Genomic DNA, 16,436 nt, shown 5'->3' with positions numbered 1-16,436 from the left:
TAGTTAATAGCTAACGTTTAATTGGAGTAAAAGTATGAAGTCGTTTTTATCATTGGCATTTGCAGGATTAAGTGTAACGGCATTATTAACCTTCTCCCCTTTTACTAAAGCACAGTGGTATGAATCAACGGGTCACGCGAACGTTCAAAATGGTGATACGAGCGCAGCTAAATCTGCCGCTATAAAAGATGCGATTACACAAGCGTTAGTGTTCTCTGGCGCACGGGTTAGCTCTGTACAAACCCTGGTAGATGGCGTGTTAATGCAAGATCAGCTAAAAATTAGCAGCCACGGTGAAATTCAAAAAATTGAACTAATCAGCGAAAATAAATACGACAATAAATTTGCCGTTACATTACGACTCGATATTTTTTCTCAAACAGAGCAATGCCCACAAAATAGTTTTAATAAGTTTGTGGCCGTTACACAAAGCCAACTTGTTCATCGTGAACACGCCAAAATGGGTCAAATATTTGACGTAAGCAAAGCGATTAGCAAAAATATTTTTACTTCCCTGCAAAAATCAAAAATGAGCGCAGTACCTATTGCTTACTATAATAATGCAATAAGCGTTGATAAATACTTTTCGCAGCAGCACGACTATTCAAATGCCCAATTAGAAGAAATATCTTCGCGCAGTAACGCTCAATATGTTCTGCTTAGCCAAATAACCAGCCTTTCGACTAGCGACAAACTCAATAACGATTATGCATTTTGGCAAGACGAGGCGTATGAGCGCAGTTACAACATTGAGTTTGCACTGTTTGATGGCACTACCTATGAGCAACTTTGGCAAAATAGTTACCATACTCAAGCAATTTGGCCATTTGAAAAAACAACCATAGTTGATGTTAATAGTGATAGGTTTTGGCAATCGCCTTATGGGCAAAGCATAACCGATATCAACCAATCAGTAAGTTATGACATTCAAGCAGCTATGGCGTGTTTACCTACTCAAGGTAAAATAATGCATATGGAAAATAGCAAAATCGTTATTAACTTAGGTAAAGCTCATGGGTTAAAAAAAGGCCAAATGCTAAGCATTGCGCACCATAACTATTTAACCGACGCGGCAGGTAATGTTATGCCACACACCATCACCACGCTTAATAAAATTCGCGTAGAGCAGCTTTATCAGCAAACTGCTGTAGCTGTCAGTATTGATGACAAACCGCTACCTGGCGTGCAAATTAACGATGTTGTAGAAATAATCAGCCAAAACCTTTAAATATTTAATTAACTTTTTTAGTTAATTTAGCTTTTAAATTAGGGTGAGCCGATAACCACTCGCCCAATTGTTCTACACCAGATAAATGCGGATAATGCTTTCTGCATGCAAACACCACATTACGCTGCTGATTAGGGAATATAGGCAAGTAATCAATCCCTACACGGTCGGTACATGCCAACTTTGGTACAAATGTAATACCGTCATCCATGGCCACTAACGCTAATAATGTTTCTAAACTATTACCTTTATACTGGTTAGATACATCGACTCCTGCAGAAAAACAAAACTTTTGGGCTTGATCTTTAAAGCAATGGCCATCACTTAACATTAATAGGCTGCATCCTTGAAGATCGCTCAGCGCTACTTTTTTATGCTTAGACAGCGCGTTATCGTGTGATACCGCCACTAAAAAATCTTCTTTGTATAAAGCAACCGTATGGTAATTAATAAGCTCTGGCACATCGGCTAAAATAGCAAAGTCGAGTTCACCCTTGTTTAAAGCTTCTAAAATTGTTGCTGTTTGCATCTCAATAAACGAAAACTGGCTATCAATAAATGCCGCTTTCATCGATGTTAGTAACGCAGGCAACAAGTAAGGCGCAATGGTAGGAATAATACCAATAGTTAATTTACCTTGTAGAGGCTCGTTAGAAGTAGCAGCAAGTTCTTTGAGTATTTGCGTTTGTTCTAAAATAATCTCTATTTGCGTCAACAAACGTTCACCTTTTGCTGTTAAGGTAACTTGCTTGGTTGAGCGATCAAACAAAGTAACGCCAAGCTCATTTTCGAGTTTTTTTACTTGACCACTTAATGTAGGCTGGCTTACAAAACATGCATCGGCAGCTTTGCGAAAATGTTTATATTGCGCTATTGCTTTTACATATTCAAAATCTTTTAAGTTCATATTCAGCTCTACGTGATAGTTTATAACTATCAGTTTAATACAAACAAACGATTGGAACTATATTTAATTATTCACCATAATGGCTATCAACAAATCAAGAGGAACAAAAACTATGTTAAACAATATCGAAGGTCAAACAATCCCAAGTGTTACATTTGCAACTCGTCAAAATAACGATTGGAAATCAGTAACAACAGATGACATTTTTAAAGGTAAAACTGTTGTAGTGTTTTCACTACCAGGTGCATTCACACCAACATGTTCATCAACTCACTTACCACGTTACAACGAATTAGCAGGCGTACTTAAGCAAAACGGCGTTGACGAAATTGTATGTTTATCAGTAAACGATACCTTTGTAATGAACGCATGGGCTGAACATCAAGAAGCGCAAAACATTACTTTATTACCAGACGGCAACGGCGAATTTACTGACGGCATGGGCATGTTAGTAGACAAAAACGACCTAGGCTTTGGTAAGCGCAGCTGGAGATACTCTATGCTTGTTAAAGATGGCGTGATTGACAAAATGTTCATCGAACCAGATTTACCAGGTGACCCGTTTGAAGTATCTGACGCAGACACAATGCTTGATTACATCAACCCTAAGCAAGCTAAACCAGAACCAGTAAGCATCTTTACTAAACCTGGCTGTCCTTTCTGTAAAAAAGCAAAAGAGCTTCTTGCAGAAAAAGGCTTCGCATATGAAGAGATTGTTATGGGTGCAGGCGCATCACTAACAAGCCTAAAAGCTGTATCTGGTCGTGACACTGTTCCACAAATATTCATTGGTGGTAAACACATCGGTGGTTCAGACGACTTAGAAAAATACTTTGCTTAATTAATAAGTAAATTAAATACCTAACGTTAGTAGGTAAAAAATAGGGGCTTTTATGCCCCTATTTATTAGAGGAAAAAATACTATGAAAGAATTGCAAACCGATGTTGTTGTTATAGGCGCAGGCACTGCTGGTTTAAGTGCTTATCGTAATGCTAAACAGTTCACACAAAATGTATTAATGATCGAATCAGGCCCATACGGCACCACATGTGCACGTGTTGGTTGTATGCCAAGTAAGTTATTGATTGCAGCCGCTGAAGCTGCACACGCAATTGAAATGGCACCTGCATTTGGTGTTCATAGCTCAAAGCCTATCATTGATGGCAAAGCAGTTATGGCACGCGTTAAAAGTGAACGAGATCGTTTTGCAGGATTCGTAGTAGAAGCCGTAGATGAATTACCAGATGGTGATAAAATTCGTGGTTACGCTAAATTTTTAGACACAAACCGCATACAAATAGACGACCACACAATTATTACAGCAAAACGCTTTGTAATTGCCACCGGTTCACGCCCTTCGTACCCTGGCGTATTTAATAACTTTGGCGACAAACTTATTATAAACGACGACGTATTTGATTGGGATGACCTACCAGAATCAGTCGCTGTATTTGGCCCTGGTGTAATAGGTCTTGAAATTGGCCAAGCACTTAGCCGACTAGGCGTAAATGTAAAACTATTTGGTGTAGGCGGCGCAATTGGCCCACTTACAGACCCAGTAGTAAAAGACTATGCAAATACTGTTTTTGCTGAAGAATTTTTTGTAGATACCGACTCAAACGTATCTGACATGATGCAAGTTGGCGACAAAGCACAGCTAACTTACACCGACAAACAAGGTGAAAAACACACCGAACAGTTTGACTACGTACTTGCAGCCACAGGCCGAGTACCTAACGTAGATAAACTAGGCCTTGAAAACACAGGCATTGAGCTTGATGAACGCGGCGTACCGCACGCAGACACGCACACAATGCAATGTGGTGAGTCGAACATATTTATAGCAGGCGATGCGAGTAACATGCTCCCATTGTTACACGAAGCATCAGACCAAGGTGCTATTGCAGGTCAAAATGCCGGGCGCTTCCCAGATGTACGTATAGGTCTGCGCAGAGCTAAAATTGCAGCTGTATTTAGCGACCCACAAATGGCGATGGTAGGCGAAAGCTACAAGCAAATTACCGACCGTTTAGGCCCATGTGGTTGTTTTGAAGTAGGCGAAGTCAGCTTTGAAAACCAAGGCCGTAGCCGAGTAATGCTTAAAAACAAAGGTCATATGCGAGTATACGCAGAGCAAGGTACAGGCTTATTTTTAGGTGCTGAGTTTATTGGCCCACAAGCCGAACACATCGCTCACTTACTTGCATGGGCTGTACAAAACAAAATGACCGTACCAGAAATGCTTGATATGCCATTTTACCACCCAGTAATTGAAGAAGGGTTACGTACCGCCCTTCGCGACTTAAATGCCAAACTTAAATTTGGCCCAGACATTGTAAATTCATGTATGGAATGTGGCCCAGGCGCATAACCTATTTGCCACACATACAAACTTGCTAGCAAAAGCCAAAACTAACGTTTTGGCTTTTTTTTATAATTTTTTTGAGCTGACCTCTCAAAAAAAAATTTAGCTGTTACACTTAATTGATAATTCAATTAAAAAGATGGAATAGCTATGCCCAATAATAAATTTAGACTAGTCACCCGCAGCGATTTTGATGGCTTAGTTTGTGCTGTATTGCTTAAAGACTTGGACCTAATTGACGATATTTTGTTTGTTCACCCAAAAGACATGCAAGATGGCAAAATAGACATTACCGAAAACGACATTACCACCAACCTCCCCTACGTTGCAGGTTGTCACATCGCATTCGATCATCACCTTAGCGAAACCGTTCGTAACTCAAGCGACATAAAAAATCATATTATTGATCCAGAAGCCCCATCAGCAGCTCGCGTAGTTTATGACTATTATGGCGGCGCTGAAAAACTTCCAAATATTTCTGTTGAAATGATGGACGCGGTAGATAAAGGCGATGCTGCTCAGTTTTCAAAAGACGAAATATTAAACCCAACCGATTGGGTCTTAATGAACTTTATTATGGATGCGCGAACTGGCCTTGGCCGTTTTCGCGAGTTTAAAATTTCAAATTACCAATTAATGATGAAACTGATTGATGCGTGTAAAGATCAAAGCATCGAAGAAATCCTACAAATGGAAGACGTAGCCGAGCGTGTTGCTTTATATAACGAGCATAACGAAAAAGCTAAAGAGCAAATTTCTCAATGCGCTACCGTCCATAAAAACTTAGTGGTTCTTGATTTAACTCAAGAAGAAACTATTTACGCCACAAACCGATTTGTTATTTATGCAATGTACCCCGACTGCAATATCTCGATTCATAAAATGTGGGGCCTTAAAAAACAAAACGTAGTGTATGCCGTTGGTAAATCAATCACTAACCGCAGCTCAAACACGAATGTTGGCGAACTGTGCCTTAAATACGGCGGTGGTGGTCATTTAAATGCAGGTACTTGCCAAGTAGAAACAAGTAAATCTGAAGCCGTACTTAGTGAGCTAATCGATACGATTACAAGTGATGGCTAATATTAACTTACAATAACCAGAGTCATATAATAGCTCTGGTTATTTTATTTTAGTAGAGTGAGTTTTAATCGCTCTCTTTTTCATATAAATTTCTGTAATAATAAAAGAAATAATGACCTCATGTTAGATACTAAAAACTTCGAAAAAACACTTTATCAAGATACCAAAAAAGCGTTTAAAAACATTATACAAAAATACGGTAACGATCTTTATGTAATGGGCTTTTACCACACAGGTAGCTACTCACTACTTCCAATGTTTAATACCTTATCGGATTTAAAAAAAGTATTTGAAGAAGAGTACGGCAATGATGTAAGTAGTTTTTACATGGCTAAATGGAATCCAGAAGACTACCCCACGCTTGAGGATTATTCCGAATACTTTGATGAAACAACTCTAGAGTGTCAAAAACTAGAAAACAGCATTGATTTGTTTCAATCAGATATAGAAGCAATGGATAATTGGCATCAATGGCTTACAACCATGGAGAAAGTGCTCATACAATTAGATACCGAAGGGATATTTTCAAATGGTATCGAACGCGAAAAAATTACTTTAGCAATACTCGCCTATGATGAAGAAGAAAGTATTCAATTTAAAAGAATCAAACGACTTAACCCACCAACTGTTCTAGCACAAATTCGAACTGACTTTGAAGCCATGATTACAGAGCGTGAAAAATGCGAGCAAGAAGTGTTAAATACCATTAATTAAAAATAAAACACGACTACATATACGCTATACACAAAGTATAAGGAAGGGAGGTTAAAATATAACTCATTGATTTAATTGGTAGCCCCTGCAACCACCAAACCGACAACTTAAGGCTCTGATTTTAAATGACTTAAAGGCAGAACAAGACTAAAGGTGTAACATAGAGTGTAACAAAAAAACATTTTAAACTTTTTGAAACACTCTAAATAAATTTGAATTAAAATAATTAAATTAAAACTCACTTTATACAGAAATAGTTTATTGTGCGTATTGAATATCAGCTCTAAAGTACCCTGGAACAGGGTAAGTTACATCGGATGGTGCCATATAAAATACATGGAAAAAGTAAGTACCATCTTCAGGTAATTCATATTCAAGGTTTTCTGTACAGCTATAAGCTCCTTCGTTTATGCTAAACCCAATAGCGCTTCTATCTTCCCCAGCGCCGCTTCTACACCTAGTCAACATCAAAGCAGGTATAGACTCTTGCAAATACGAGTTTAAGAACAACTTATCGCCTGCCTTCCCTTCATATACAAAGTAATTATTATTAAGGTCTTTATTGATTTCATTATTCTCAGTAAAGCTTATTTTTCTAGGCGTACTTGGTAAACCACCAGAGCCATTCTCATTTAAAATAGTCCTCTGATTATTCTCAATAGTATCAACTGTAAAATAGCCATAGTTAGAGTTTGGATATTCAAAATGTATAGAATGTTGTCCAGCTTTCAAATCAAGTACCACCCGATGGTCGCAAGCAACGCCAATACTATCGACTGTTATAAATCCGCTTTCTTCAACTGTACTACTCACACATCTAGTTTTATCAAGTGTCTTCATTCCAAGATCAAGTAATGCTGATATATAAAGCTTCGAGTCTTTTTCTAAATTAATAGTAAAATAATTCTCGAAAGCATCAACGTTAATTTCATTCTTCTTAATAAAAGAAACCGGACCAGGGTTACTTGGTGTCCCCCCTGGATTAAACTCATTCCCTGAGCCGGTTACAGTACCCGCATTATCGGCTACTGAACTACTGGCCGAATCATCTTCATTACTTCCGCCGCAACCGGCTAAAGCTAATAATAAAATTGAAGCTGTTATATTTTTCACTAAATTTCCCTATAAATTATCATTCTGATTAAATTCAAATATTTCTCTATGCTCTTTAAAATATGCTAAATGTTCCTTTGTAAGGTTTTTTATTGCCATTTTTTTATCTACACCGACTGCTTTTAAAGCATCGGTTGATAAAGAGTTCTTGATCAAAACCTTTCCTTTTTCATCAAAAGAAATAAAAACTGATCAAAAAGCTTCATTGACTGATTCTTTAAGTTTAATTAATCGTATGACTTTCCTTGTTTATAGTTATTTTTATAGGCAACACCATTAGCTCAAACTAAAAATACCTAAGCTCGATAATTTTACAATTATTTTTGGCCTATCACAGGGAATAGACCAGCTTGATAATATAAACCTAATTGAGGTATGTGATTGCCGCTTGCTTAGTATTAATAATCTTTTCTAGTTGCTTTATTACATCATTACTTTCATGTTTCGAACATATATTTAAACTAAGTTTATCTGCTTGAGCCCCTTGTGTGACGCCTTCTGAAAAACCATGCCCAGCTTTTATAGCGCCTATATTACTTATTAGATATCTATCATGGAAAAACTTTTGAGGTACCACTGTCAGGGAGAATTTCGGCATAAATTTGAAGTTAGATGAGTACTCATTAATGAAAACTCTCTTAGGATTTTTTGTGTCGACGCTTGTTATCAGATGAAAATTCTTAACCGTTCCGTCTTTCTCAATCATTTCAAATATAGCTTGAAGAACCTGATTATTTGCTAAAGAAAAATACTGGTCCACTAAATAGACTGTATCGCTTAACTTTAATAATGGCTTAAGTATTTTAGCAATTTCAGGCGCACTTTTATTTATACATATTGTTGGAGGTATACTCCAGCTAACGTGTCCATCTATAAGAGAATCATAATCTAATGCTCCTAATACCCTCTCAGATACAACGACATAAAATGGGCTCTCTTGGTGTTGCTTTTCATACCAACTCTGCCAATTATCAAAAGTTAAACCTTTTCTTGGTAAGGGTAGGATCACAAAGCTATTATTTTTAGATTTTAATAATTTATTCAAAAAGTTTTTTACAGACTTTTTCTTAATCGGCTGCATAGTTTCGGATTCTTGAACTGACTGATAAGCCTCTTTTACCCACTCTTTAACAGGCGCAACAACATAACGGCCCGCTTCAAAGCCAAATCGCTCCTTAAGAAGCCCATAATAGTGATATTCACCTAAACATTGCGGGTCGAATGCTACTTCTTGATACATTAAAATAGCTCCTCATCACGCTCATCAAAAAATCCACCGGGCCATTTTACTTTAAAGTCGCCATCATGACTCAGAGGCACTATCGTAGCCACAGTTTGACCATGTAGTTTTTGCATATGAACAAATTTTATTTGGGTAGGAAGTAAATGAATACCATTATGGGGGCGGTGTAAATCTGTTTCACGAACTCGTTTTAGTAAACGTAATGCGATATGTTCACTATGTGTTTCTAGAAATATTTGCTTTTTACATTTATCAAACGCCTTTAATCGACTCAAGTCCTCATCATTAAAATCAAAGTGTCCTAATAAGTACTCACTATGGCCCACATAATCCATCACATGCTGAGTTTCTGACATCACAGGGACAAAATTTTCAAGCTTTACTCCACCATCTTTATTTACTATGCCATCCTTGTTTTTAAATTTACTCGTGTTTTTTTCATTAACAGGGAGCATACAATAGCAGTTATCGATAGGATCAAATGCTATTCTTGTATAGTTTGAGATCCCAGGTTTGATAGCTGACTCAATAAATAAATCAGCCAACTCAACTTGGAGCTTTGGATGAATATGTAGTTCAGGTTGTTCTATACAGATGACCCCTTTTGAGTGAAGTACGCTAGTAATAACAGGTATTACTTGGCTTATGCCCACGCTTAAATCGCTCGCCCCCATACGTAAACCATTTTCGTTTTTGAGTCCTACTCTAGTATTAAAGTCATCAACCTCAACGAAAACGCTAAAGCCTGTTTTTAATTTTTCATCAAGCCAAAAATTTACTAATTCCGGATCTTTAGAACTACCAACAAACCAATCCCACGCAGCATGACCGGTATACCAACGCTGCTTTTGTATGGGAAGTTTAGCTTCAAAATACCTATTGGGAATCGCTCTTATTGGTCCGACTAAACAAATCTCACCAATACACTTTTTAATACTAGCAACAATATACTGGGTATATAAATCAAAAAAACTACCATAAATCGATATTGAATCATCAAATTCAATACTCCTATACCACTCATGACACTCAGTTATACTATCGAAATATGAGTAATCTCCAAAAAAAATAGAATCGAAGATATTAAGTTCAAAATCATTAAAACTAAAGTTATGGCTCAATAGAGCATCTCTAATTCCTTCAGCATTTAATCCTTTACTTTCTTCTGGTAAGTAGTAGTCACCGTATGTGTATTTAGATATATGTGGTGTAAATAATCGATGTTTGAAATTAAAATCAATTGAGCTACATTTCTTATCTCTATTGTCTAATTCAGTAATGGTCCATAGATGTTCTTTATTGACCACTAATGAGAGCTTTTGAATATAAATAGACTTAGTTATTTCGGAGTAAGCTATAGATATTTCTAATGACAATAGTCCAAAAACACCAGTATTGTTTATTGGCCCTGGATATATACCTTGGCTGATAAATTCTTCAAATAATTTATCATTTACTATCCCACCTAACTCTGAATAAAAATCACAACTGAACTCAACTTTAAATTTCATCACTCTATTTAAATCGCGATTGAACACAAAGCTTTTAAACCCACCTAAGTTTATTTCAGCAGCGGTGCTTAGCTGATTTACGTCTAAGTTAAAGTTGTTAAAAACCTCATTTAAGTACCCTAAAGCGTAGAACGCACTACTTTTACCAGCACCGTTCCCCCCGAATAATAAATTAATTGGTCCAAATTCAAACCTTTGGGTATCACTACCAATAGACTTAAAGTTCGTAATTTCTAAAGCACTAATAAACACTGAATATCCTTATTTTTAAATGATTTCTATACACTGTACTACGAGTAGCAACCGTACTTTCAACTAAAATCATGCTTTACTAAATACTCAACCGCTAATCAGTATTAAACTTGAGTTTGTTATAAGCAGTCTCTAAGAACCTATTTAACCAAAGCAGGCATAACACGATGTTTTTTAAATCCCGGCTGTCAGATCTATGTATTTGTTACACCCGCCGGTTTGGTCTTAATTGACTTACTCGATTTCATTCCTAAACCTACATCATCACGCCTAAAGTCAAACATATTCATCTCAAACGTGTTGATTGAGACCTGATCTTTACCATGACTGTGAGCAATCAATCGATCGTAGGGCTTGCTATATGGAGCTTTCGCGCAAGAGCCACCATACACTCCTGTATTAACTAACACTACAGGCTGGAACATATGATAGTGAAGCGCATCAATCATAGTATCGAACGTGTTTACATCCTTATTGAGCGCGCATACGGCATAGGCATTTGTTTTATCCTTTAAGTCCGCGCTTAATGAAATATCTGTTGCGTCATAACAAATAGAACCTGTAATTACAAAACCTGGTTTACTTGGAAATTTAGGATGTTTTAATTCAAGCATTAACTGATACGGTCGCCAAGGCTCAATTTTACCAACCTCTTCTGCCATCATATTATACTTACCCTGTAGCCGTATTAGTTCCTTCTGTTCAGAGTTTGCTTTTGGCGGTACAATCCAAACAGCACAATTATTTGGCCCTTCTACATTATCTTGCTTAATAAAGCCCAAGCCGGCGTAAATTATTGAGTGAGTCTTCCTAGAAAGAGTAATTAAAATATCCAAATCATCATGACTAACTGATAGCTCTGGCCATATAATAAGATCAATTTGCTTCCCTCTTTCTTTGCGCTCTGAGTCATCAGTTCGCTGCGCATCAATGTGCTTACAAACTAGTGCGGCAACATCAGCAACATGGAGCCTGTGTCTTGCCTTAAAACCGATATCATCTAACATTATTCCATGTTGCTCAAAGTCACTATTGCTAGGCAGTTTAGATTGCACCATAGCAACAGTTAGGTTTTGCTTATCATCTCGCCAATCAAGATTAATTGTTTCAATTAACCCTGGCATAGCTGTGTGCTTACAGTATTTTAATTTAAGCTCACTCAATCTATTTTCGACTAACTTTTTAACACTATTTATAGTCCATCTTAATGGCCAGTCGTAACCTTGGTCATTGACTGATATGCCGGGCCAAATCAAAAGTTTTGATAATAAAGTTGTTAACCAATGAGAAATTTGCGCAGACTCTCCTGCTATAGAGTGCGGTGTATTCATCATGCCTAAAGCTCTTTTTTCAGAGCTAGTTTTTATACCTCTATACCCTGTTTTCGCCTCTATACTCGAACTAAAACCAGACCAATCTATGTTGCCTATTAATGCTGAACGAACACATATAGCGACTCGCTGAAGAGCCTTAATTTCAGGGTCAACATCAGTTAAATGTGGACTCAATAATGGGTTAGAAGCAGTAAACTCAAGATCAATATTAAGACTACAATCAAATAAATTGTACTCAGGGGGTAATGAGTAGCTACAATTCTCTAATTCGACTTTAGTTTCCGCTATATCTATCACTGTATCTGAAGCAGCCTTTTCTAACTCAGTATTTTTTCCAAGCAAGGCCTGAATTAACTTTAACGCCATTATCTCATTTGCAAACGGGTTATCTGGTCGCTGTACGAGCCTTAACAGTGACTGAGTGCCACTAATGCTCTCTAATGATTTCTTTAAAGGCCTTTTATCAATTCCTTGATGTTTAATAAGCTCTTTTACTATTTGTTGTTTTGGCCAACGATATTCAAGTGGCCGAGCGTGCTTAACAAGTGAACTAAAGAAGGTAATATTTTGTACTGAGATATTTGATAAAACTTCAGTCACTTTGTCTGACGTTAAATCATCTAGTAAACATGCAATAGCCCTAACTAGAGCTTTGGTATCCTTATTTAGCTGCTCCGCAAGTAAAATATTAGCAGCGAGCTGTTCCCCAGAGAACGAGGCAGGCAAGCTAATTTTTCTAAACCCCTTACTCAACTTTATAATAAGATCATAGTCTTCATTACCAGAGCCTTGCTCCAAAGTAGTATCAAGCCTTACTAGTAACAAGAATCTAGCTTGTTCAACTAATAAATTAAAACCTACTTCATCTTCTGTATCAGCGCTCAAGCATATACTAACTGCTTCATGTTGAAGTTGTTCAAAAAAGTTCTCATGGTCAGCATGTAGAGGAATATATTTAGGGTCTAACCGATGAATAGTGGTGGACGCATGTCTAAAGATTTCGGCTAAGCAATACGCGGCAACAGCTTCGACTTTTTTATTTTTATCGCACAGTTTTCGTTTTAACTGTTGAATAACAGGGTTAATTAACTGCCTACAAGGAAATAGCTCTAAGCCTTTTTTTAGCAGCACGACCAGTGATGGGTCTTGGCTCCAACATGCAATTAATCGTCTTGCTAAGCGCTCTTGTTGATAGTCCCAATCACATGGAGTGGAATTACCGTTAGCGTCGACAGGGTGCGCCGTAAAGTTACGTATAACTTTTAGCACCTTCGCAATCTTGTTAGTTGCAAAACGCTTCAGACTGTCATCTCTTATATCAAGATGTTTTTGCTCTACTTGTGCCAGTAAGTTTATGGCGCAGTTTTCACCTTGTGGAAGATAAGCATCAGTCCTCACCATAGATAATAACGCTTCAAGTTGGCCTAAGTACTCCTGAGAATCATCAAAAGTAATTGGCCCACTTAAACGATTTTGAATTTTTGTCAGTTCACCAGAAACACCAACTACTCTTGGTTTATATAGCTCCACCTTAGTTTTATCGCCGTTTAGACTTAAAGTGTTGAGGCCGGTGTCTTTAAGTATCATCTCTATTGAAGATATGATTTTCTTTTTTAAAGAAGCTAAATGCTGTACTTTACAAGAAGTTAATTTTTCTTGCTTAACTAGCGAAGAATGTTTAGGTGAGGTAACAACTAGACGCATATCATCTACGTAGCGGCAGTAGTCAACTAAAGTAATATCTATGCCACAATTGTTATTTATCTGATGCCCAATTAGCTTTTTGAGTGCCTTATCAAACTCTAAAAGATAAATATTCGATAAAAAACCACCAGCAACCAACCCTTGAGGTATTCCTTTTGGTGCCTCTGGTACATTATCCGACTTGCATAATTCCTTAAAATCAATCTTTGCTTGCTCACTCCAATCCCACTTTTCAAATGCTAAGAGTAACTTACCGATAAGTTTATATTCGCTAGAGTCAACAGACTGTTCAAGAGCCAAATCATCCAACTTTTTACATAGTGTTTTTCTATCAATTAAATCAAAAAACTTAGAGAGATCAAGTTCAACCATAAACACATCTTGCTCATCACTAAGCTCATTTCTAGCTCGCTCTGCAAAATAGTACGATCGCTCTAAAAATTGGCGATTATCAATAAAGAATTTACTATAGATGGTTGTGGCACCATAGCTGTGCTCAGCCTTTCCATCGTCACCATATCGGCAATAAAGACGGTTTCCATAATTAACGACTCCCTTATCATGTACTAATTCAAAATCTATAGACGGGTCACCTTGTATTGTTTCAACATCATTAGCTAAACACATCATCAACAATGTCATTATGCTTTGATCACGAATAGGTATATGAGCCAAGGGCCTTAAAGGAATATCATCAGCAGGCTCAATTGGATGCCAATATAAGCACTCATCTGATGAAGCTGTGTTAGGTTTATCGTCTTGGAAGCTCCATTTATACTGCTTTGGAGCAGGAACTAACTCTAACTCTTTAAATCTGAATCTACGCGCCTTAACTTGGAGGCACCAATTTTTGGTCATAGCGGCTAAAGAGAGTGCCGATAAATCCAATTCAAAGTTATCGGCATACCAGTTTGTAGTTCGAATATAGTGATGGCTTTTTTTCCAAGCCAACGCCATTAACAAAGGATCTGTTAAATAATCATCGGTTAGTGCTAATTTCTCATACTTTTTTGCAATCCTTGGCATTAACTTTATTCCCTTTAAACAACTTGTTCGACTATGACATCGGTGTGGTCGAGTTTAGTGGCTTGTACGCCAGTTAAACTGAACTGTGAGTAGTTCACATTACATAATTAGCACATCTACTTTCTATATCTTGAGTATATTTATTGGCAACCCGTTGATTCAACGTGTTTCATGCTGTTTAGTGATGCTATATAAAATATGGTTAATAAGCAAAAATAAAAGGTAAACTAAATGATGAGATATTAAAAAATAAAATGGTAACTTCTATACAAAATAGAGAAGAGGACAAATCGTTTATTTACCGCTTTTTATGTTCCGATAAAATAATAAAGTACTATTTTATCATGCACTTGAAAATATAATTGTTCCGCCATTTGTTCCGCGTTGTTCCGTTTATAAAAAGCGTTTTTAGAACAGGTAAACGAGTGATATTTTTGCGATATTAAAGTTTACTACAACTGCTAAGCATTATCGTAATCATCTAGCCACTCGGCTACAGTTTGCTCTTGTGGTTTTCGTTTTAAATATATTTCCTCTTCTTGCTCTATAGAAGGGGCTATAGCATTACCTTTTACCGCACTACCTTGTTTACTTATACCGTGGCTATAAGACTCCGTATTATTTAATGTCCGTGATTCACAATATACGTAGTTACTCATACTCGTAGTCTCACCATTTTCTATGCCTTGGTATATGTGGCTATTAGCATTTTCGCTGCCACTGTTTAATGCCCCATAAACATGCCCCGCTATATTGCCACGGCTAAGTGCCGCACGAGTGCCACCGTTTTGCCCTTCGCCTGTCGCTAAAACGTCACAATTAACCGCCTTAATAATTTGCTGATATGTTATGTTTGCTAAGCAAAGTGTTTTAGAGTCGAGTTTATTACCTTTTCTTATTTCAGCTTGCCACAGGTAGTTTTTCATAATATTTATTTTTTTATAAAGTTCACTTGGCCTTCTAGGTTTTGGTAAGTTTGAGCAACTCCAGAATTTGAGTAACGCTCCTTGTGCTGGTGGATTAAAAAGTTTTCCATTTAAGCGCCCTGACTTTTTTTTACGATCCAATGATACGTTAAAAATTGTGTAGTAATCTTCGTGGAAACTCAAATCAGTAAAGCTCATTGTTAGGCCATCGTATTTACTCAAATATCGTCCAACTTTAAACTGTCTAAATTGGTATATAGGCTGTGCGATCACACAGCTTAACTGGCTTAGTAAAGTGTTTTGATAGATGTGGAGCCAGTCACTAGGAACCGGCTTTCCACTTTTTGGAGTAATATTTAATTGACCGTTAGTAATACTAATTACATCACCACGGTTAATTAAGTCATTAAGCTTAACCATATAACCTCCTAGCTTCCCAGGAGGTGCTTTATTGGCTTTAAAAGTTCAGCTGTTTGCTCTGGTGTGAACTCAGCTAATTTGCGTTTAATACGGCTTTTATTTATGGCTTTTATGATAGTTTCAGCAATATCTAATGAGCTAAAACTATATTTTAAATGACCACCGATACCATCTGAGTTTGGTATTTTTTCGCGTATAAATTTGAATCCGAACTCGCGCTCAAGATCTGTAAAGTAGTTTCTTCCACTTGATAAACCAGCATTACGTAAAATATCTAATTCAGTCGCACCCTCAGGATGAGCAAGAATATATAGGTTAGCTCGCTCTGTTTTAGGCTGCGGCTTTTTAGGAGCAGGGCTTGCGGCGTTACTACCACTTACAGCACACATTATGCTGCCCCTTTATAGATGTTGCTACATGGTAGTTTCTCGACCCAGCGTTGAATATCACTTTCAAGCCAGCCAACTGAGTTTAAACCTAGCTGTTTTCTTTTTGGAAATACACCTAATCGCTCTTTGCGCCAAATAGTAGAACGACTCAAACCGGTGAGTTCTGTTACTTCTTGGAAACGTAATATTTTGTTGTTCATGGATATTCGCCTTGTTTCGT

General features: G+C 37.2%; 14 protein-coding genes. 5 read left to right on the top strand and 9 right to left on the bottom strand.

The genetic code is table 11. From position 1 onward, the window contains the following. The first annotated feature begins 34 nt into the window (after nt 1-34). Nucleotides 35-1,228, top strand: coding sequence for a flagellar assembly protein FlgT (locus I6F44_RS02635; RefSeq protein WP_121953504.1), 1,194 nt, complete (start codon nt 35-37; stop codon nt 1,226-1,228). Between the two features lie 4 nt (nt 1,229-1,232). Here I6F44_RS02635 and I6F44_RS02630 read toward each other — a convergent pair whose 3' ends face one another. Then, nucleotides 1,233-2,135 (bottom strand): LysR substrate-binding domain-containing protein, encoded by a 903-nt coding sequence (locus I6F44_RS02630; protein WP_024589976.1) that lies wholly within the window; start codon nt 2,133-2,135, stop codon nt 1,233-1,235. Between the two features lie 112 nt (nt 2,136-2,247). Here I6F44_RS02630 and I6F44_RS02625 point away from each other — a divergent pair, with 112 nt between their 5' ends. The 4 genes from I6F44_RS02625 to I6F44_RS02610 all read left to right on the top strand — a co-directional run bounded on the left by I6F44_RS02625 (nt 2,248) and on the right by I6F44_RS02610 (nt 6,298). Then, nucleotides 2,248-2,976: a glutathione peroxidase gene (locus I6F44_RS02625; protein ID WP_010553231.1), complete on the top strand. Its 729-nt coding sequence runs from the start codon at nt 2,248-2,250 to the stop codon at nt 2,974-2,976. 82 nt (nt 2,977-3,058) lie between these two features. Continuing rightward, the gene (locus I6F44_RS02620; RefSeq protein WP_121953503.1) at nt 3,059-4,507 is read left to right on the top strand and encodes a dihydrolipoyl dehydrogenase; all 1,449 of its coding nucleotides are present in this window, start codon (nt 3,059-3,061) and stop codon (nt 4,505-4,507) included. A 144-nt stretch (nt 4,508-4,651) separates the two neighbouring features. Further along, a complete protein-coding gene (locus I6F44_RS02615) occupies nt 4,652-5,584 on the top strand; it encodes an exopolyphosphatase (protein WP_024609032.1) in 933 nt (310 codons plus the stop codon). A gap of 120 nt (nt 5,585-5,704) precedes the next feature. Further along, complete coding sequence (locus I6F44_RS02610) at nt 5,705-6,298, top strand: DUF4303 domain-containing protein (protein WP_121953501.1); 594 nt, start codon at nt 5,705-5,707, stop codon at nt 6,296-6,298. 258 nt (nt 6,299-6,556) lie between these two features. Here the strand turns inward: I6F44_RS02610 and I6F44_RS02605 are convergent, their stop codons facing one another. The 8 genes from I6F44_RS02605 to I6F44_RS02570 all read right to left on the bottom strand — a co-directional run bounded on the left by I6F44_RS02605 (nt 6,557) and on the right by I6F44_RS02570 (nt 16,416). Continuing rightward, the gene (locus I6F44_RS02605) at nt 6,557-7,411 is read right to left on the bottom strand and encodes a hypothetical protein (RefSeq protein ID WP_197173241.1); all 855 of its coding nucleotides are present in this window, start codon (nt 7,409-7,411) and stop codon (nt 6,557-6,559) included. A 9-nt stretch (nt 7,412-7,420) separates the two neighbouring features. After that, nucleotides 7,421-7,567, bottom strand: coding sequence for a hypothetical protein (locus I6F44_RS02600; protein ID WP_197173240.1), 147 nt, complete (start codon nt 7,565-7,567; stop codon nt 7,421-7,423). 208 nt (nt 7,568-7,775) lie between these two features. Further along, nucleotides 7,776-8,651 carry a hypothetical protein gene (locus tag I6F44_RS02595; RefSeq protein ID WP_197173239.1) on the bottom strand — a complete coding sequence of 292 codons (876 nt, stop codon included), beginning with the start codon at nt 8,649-8,651 and terminating at the stop codon, nt 7,776-7,778. After that, nucleotides 8,651-10,417 (bottom strand): AAA family ATPase, encoded by a 1,767-nt coding sequence (locus tag I6F44_RS02590; RefSeq protein WP_197173238.1) that lies wholly within the window; start codon nt 10,415-10,417, stop codon nt 8,651-8,653. Before I6F44_RS02590 ends, I6F44_RS02595 begins: the two co-directional genes overlap by 1 nt. Nucleotides 10,418-10,611: 194 nt before the next feature. Further along, complete coding sequence (locus I6F44_RS02585) at nt 10,612-14,481, bottom strand: RNA-directed DNA polymerase (RefSeq protein WP_197173237.1); 3,870 nt, start codon at nt 14,479-14,481, stop codon at nt 10,612-10,614. A 461-nt stretch (nt 14,482-14,942) separates the two neighbouring features. After that, nucleotides 14,943-15,827 (bottom strand): hypothetical protein, encoded by an 885-nt coding sequence (locus tag I6F44_RS02580; protein ID WP_197173236.1) that lies wholly within the window; start codon nt 15,825-15,827, stop codon nt 14,943-14,945. A gap of 8 nt (nt 15,828-15,835) precedes the next feature. Further along, on the bottom strand, nt 15,836-16,216 hold the full coding sequence (locus I6F44_RS02575; protein WP_197173235.1) for a hypothetical protein: 381 nt from the start codon (nt 16,214-16,216) through the stop codon (nt 15,836-15,838). Next, on the bottom strand, nt 16,216-16,416 hold the full coding sequence (locus I6F44_RS02570; RefSeq protein WP_039484739.1) for a helix-turn-helix transcriptional regulator: 201 nt from the start codon (nt 16,414-16,416) through the stop codon (nt 16,216-16,218). The genes I6F44_RS02575 and I6F44_RS02570 overlap by 1 nt, the downstream gene beginning before the upstream one ends. Nucleotides 16,417-16,436: the final 20 nt, after the last annotated feature.

Source organism: Pseudoalteromonas sp. NZS11_1, from assembly GCF_015864275.1.
In the GTDB taxonomy this organism is placed as follows: domain Bacteria; phylum Pseudomonadota; class Gammaproteobacteria; order Enterobacterales; family Alteromonadaceae; genus Pseudoalteromonas; species Pseudoalteromonas arctica.
Note: the sequence above shows the minus strand (reverse complement) of the source record. Positions and strands in the feature narration are given on the sequence as shown.

What these genes read in the sequence shown, in the direction of transcription:
- I6F44_RS02580 (WP_197173236.1), bottom strand. Translation starts at nt 15,827, where the DNA reads ATGGTTAAGCTTAATGACTTAATTAACCGTGGTGATGTAATTAGTATT.
- I6F44_RS02615 (WP_024609032.1), top strand. Translation starts at nt 4,652, where the DNA reads ATGCCCAATAATAAATTTAGACTAGTCACCCGCAGCGATTTTGATGGC.
- I6F44_RS02620 (WP_121953503.1), top strand. Translation starts at nt 3,059, where the DNA reads ATGAAAGAATTGCAAACCGATGTTGTTGTTATAGGCGCAGGCACTGCT.
- I6F44_RS02575 (WP_197173235.1), bottom strand. Translation starts at nt 16,216, where the DNA reads ATGTGTGCTGTAAGTGGTAGTAACGCCGCAAGCCCTGCTCCTAAAAAG.
- I6F44_RS02570 (WP_039484739.1), bottom strand. Translation starts at nt 16,416, where the DNA reads ATGAACAACAAAATATTACGTTTCCAAGAAGTAACAGAACTCACCGGT.
- I6F44_RS02610 (WP_121953501.1), top strand. Translation starts at nt 5,705, where the DNA reads ATGTTAGATACTAAAAACTTCGAAAAAACACTTTATCAAGATACCAAA.
- I6F44_RS02585 (WP_197173237.1), bottom strand. Translation starts at nt 14,481, where the DNA reads ATGCCAAGGATTGCAAAAAAGTATGAGAAATTAGCACTAACCGATGAT.
- I6F44_RS02595 (WP_197173239.1), bottom strand. Translation starts at nt 8,651, where the DNA reads ATGTATCAAGAAGTAGCATTCGACCCGCAATGTTTAGGTGAATATCAC.
- I6F44_RS02625 (WP_010553231.1), top strand. Translation starts at nt 2,248, where the DNA reads ATGTTAAACAATATCGAAGGTCAAACAATCCCAAGTGTTACATTTGCA.
- I6F44_RS02635 (WP_121953504.1), top strand. Translation starts at nt 35, where the DNA reads ATGAAGTCGTTTTTATCATTGGCATTTGCAGGATTAAGTGTAACGGCA.
- I6F44_RS02630 (WP_024589976.1), bottom strand. Translation starts at nt 2,135, where the DNA reads ATGAACTTAAAAGATTTTGAATATGTAAAAGCAATAGCGCAATATAAA.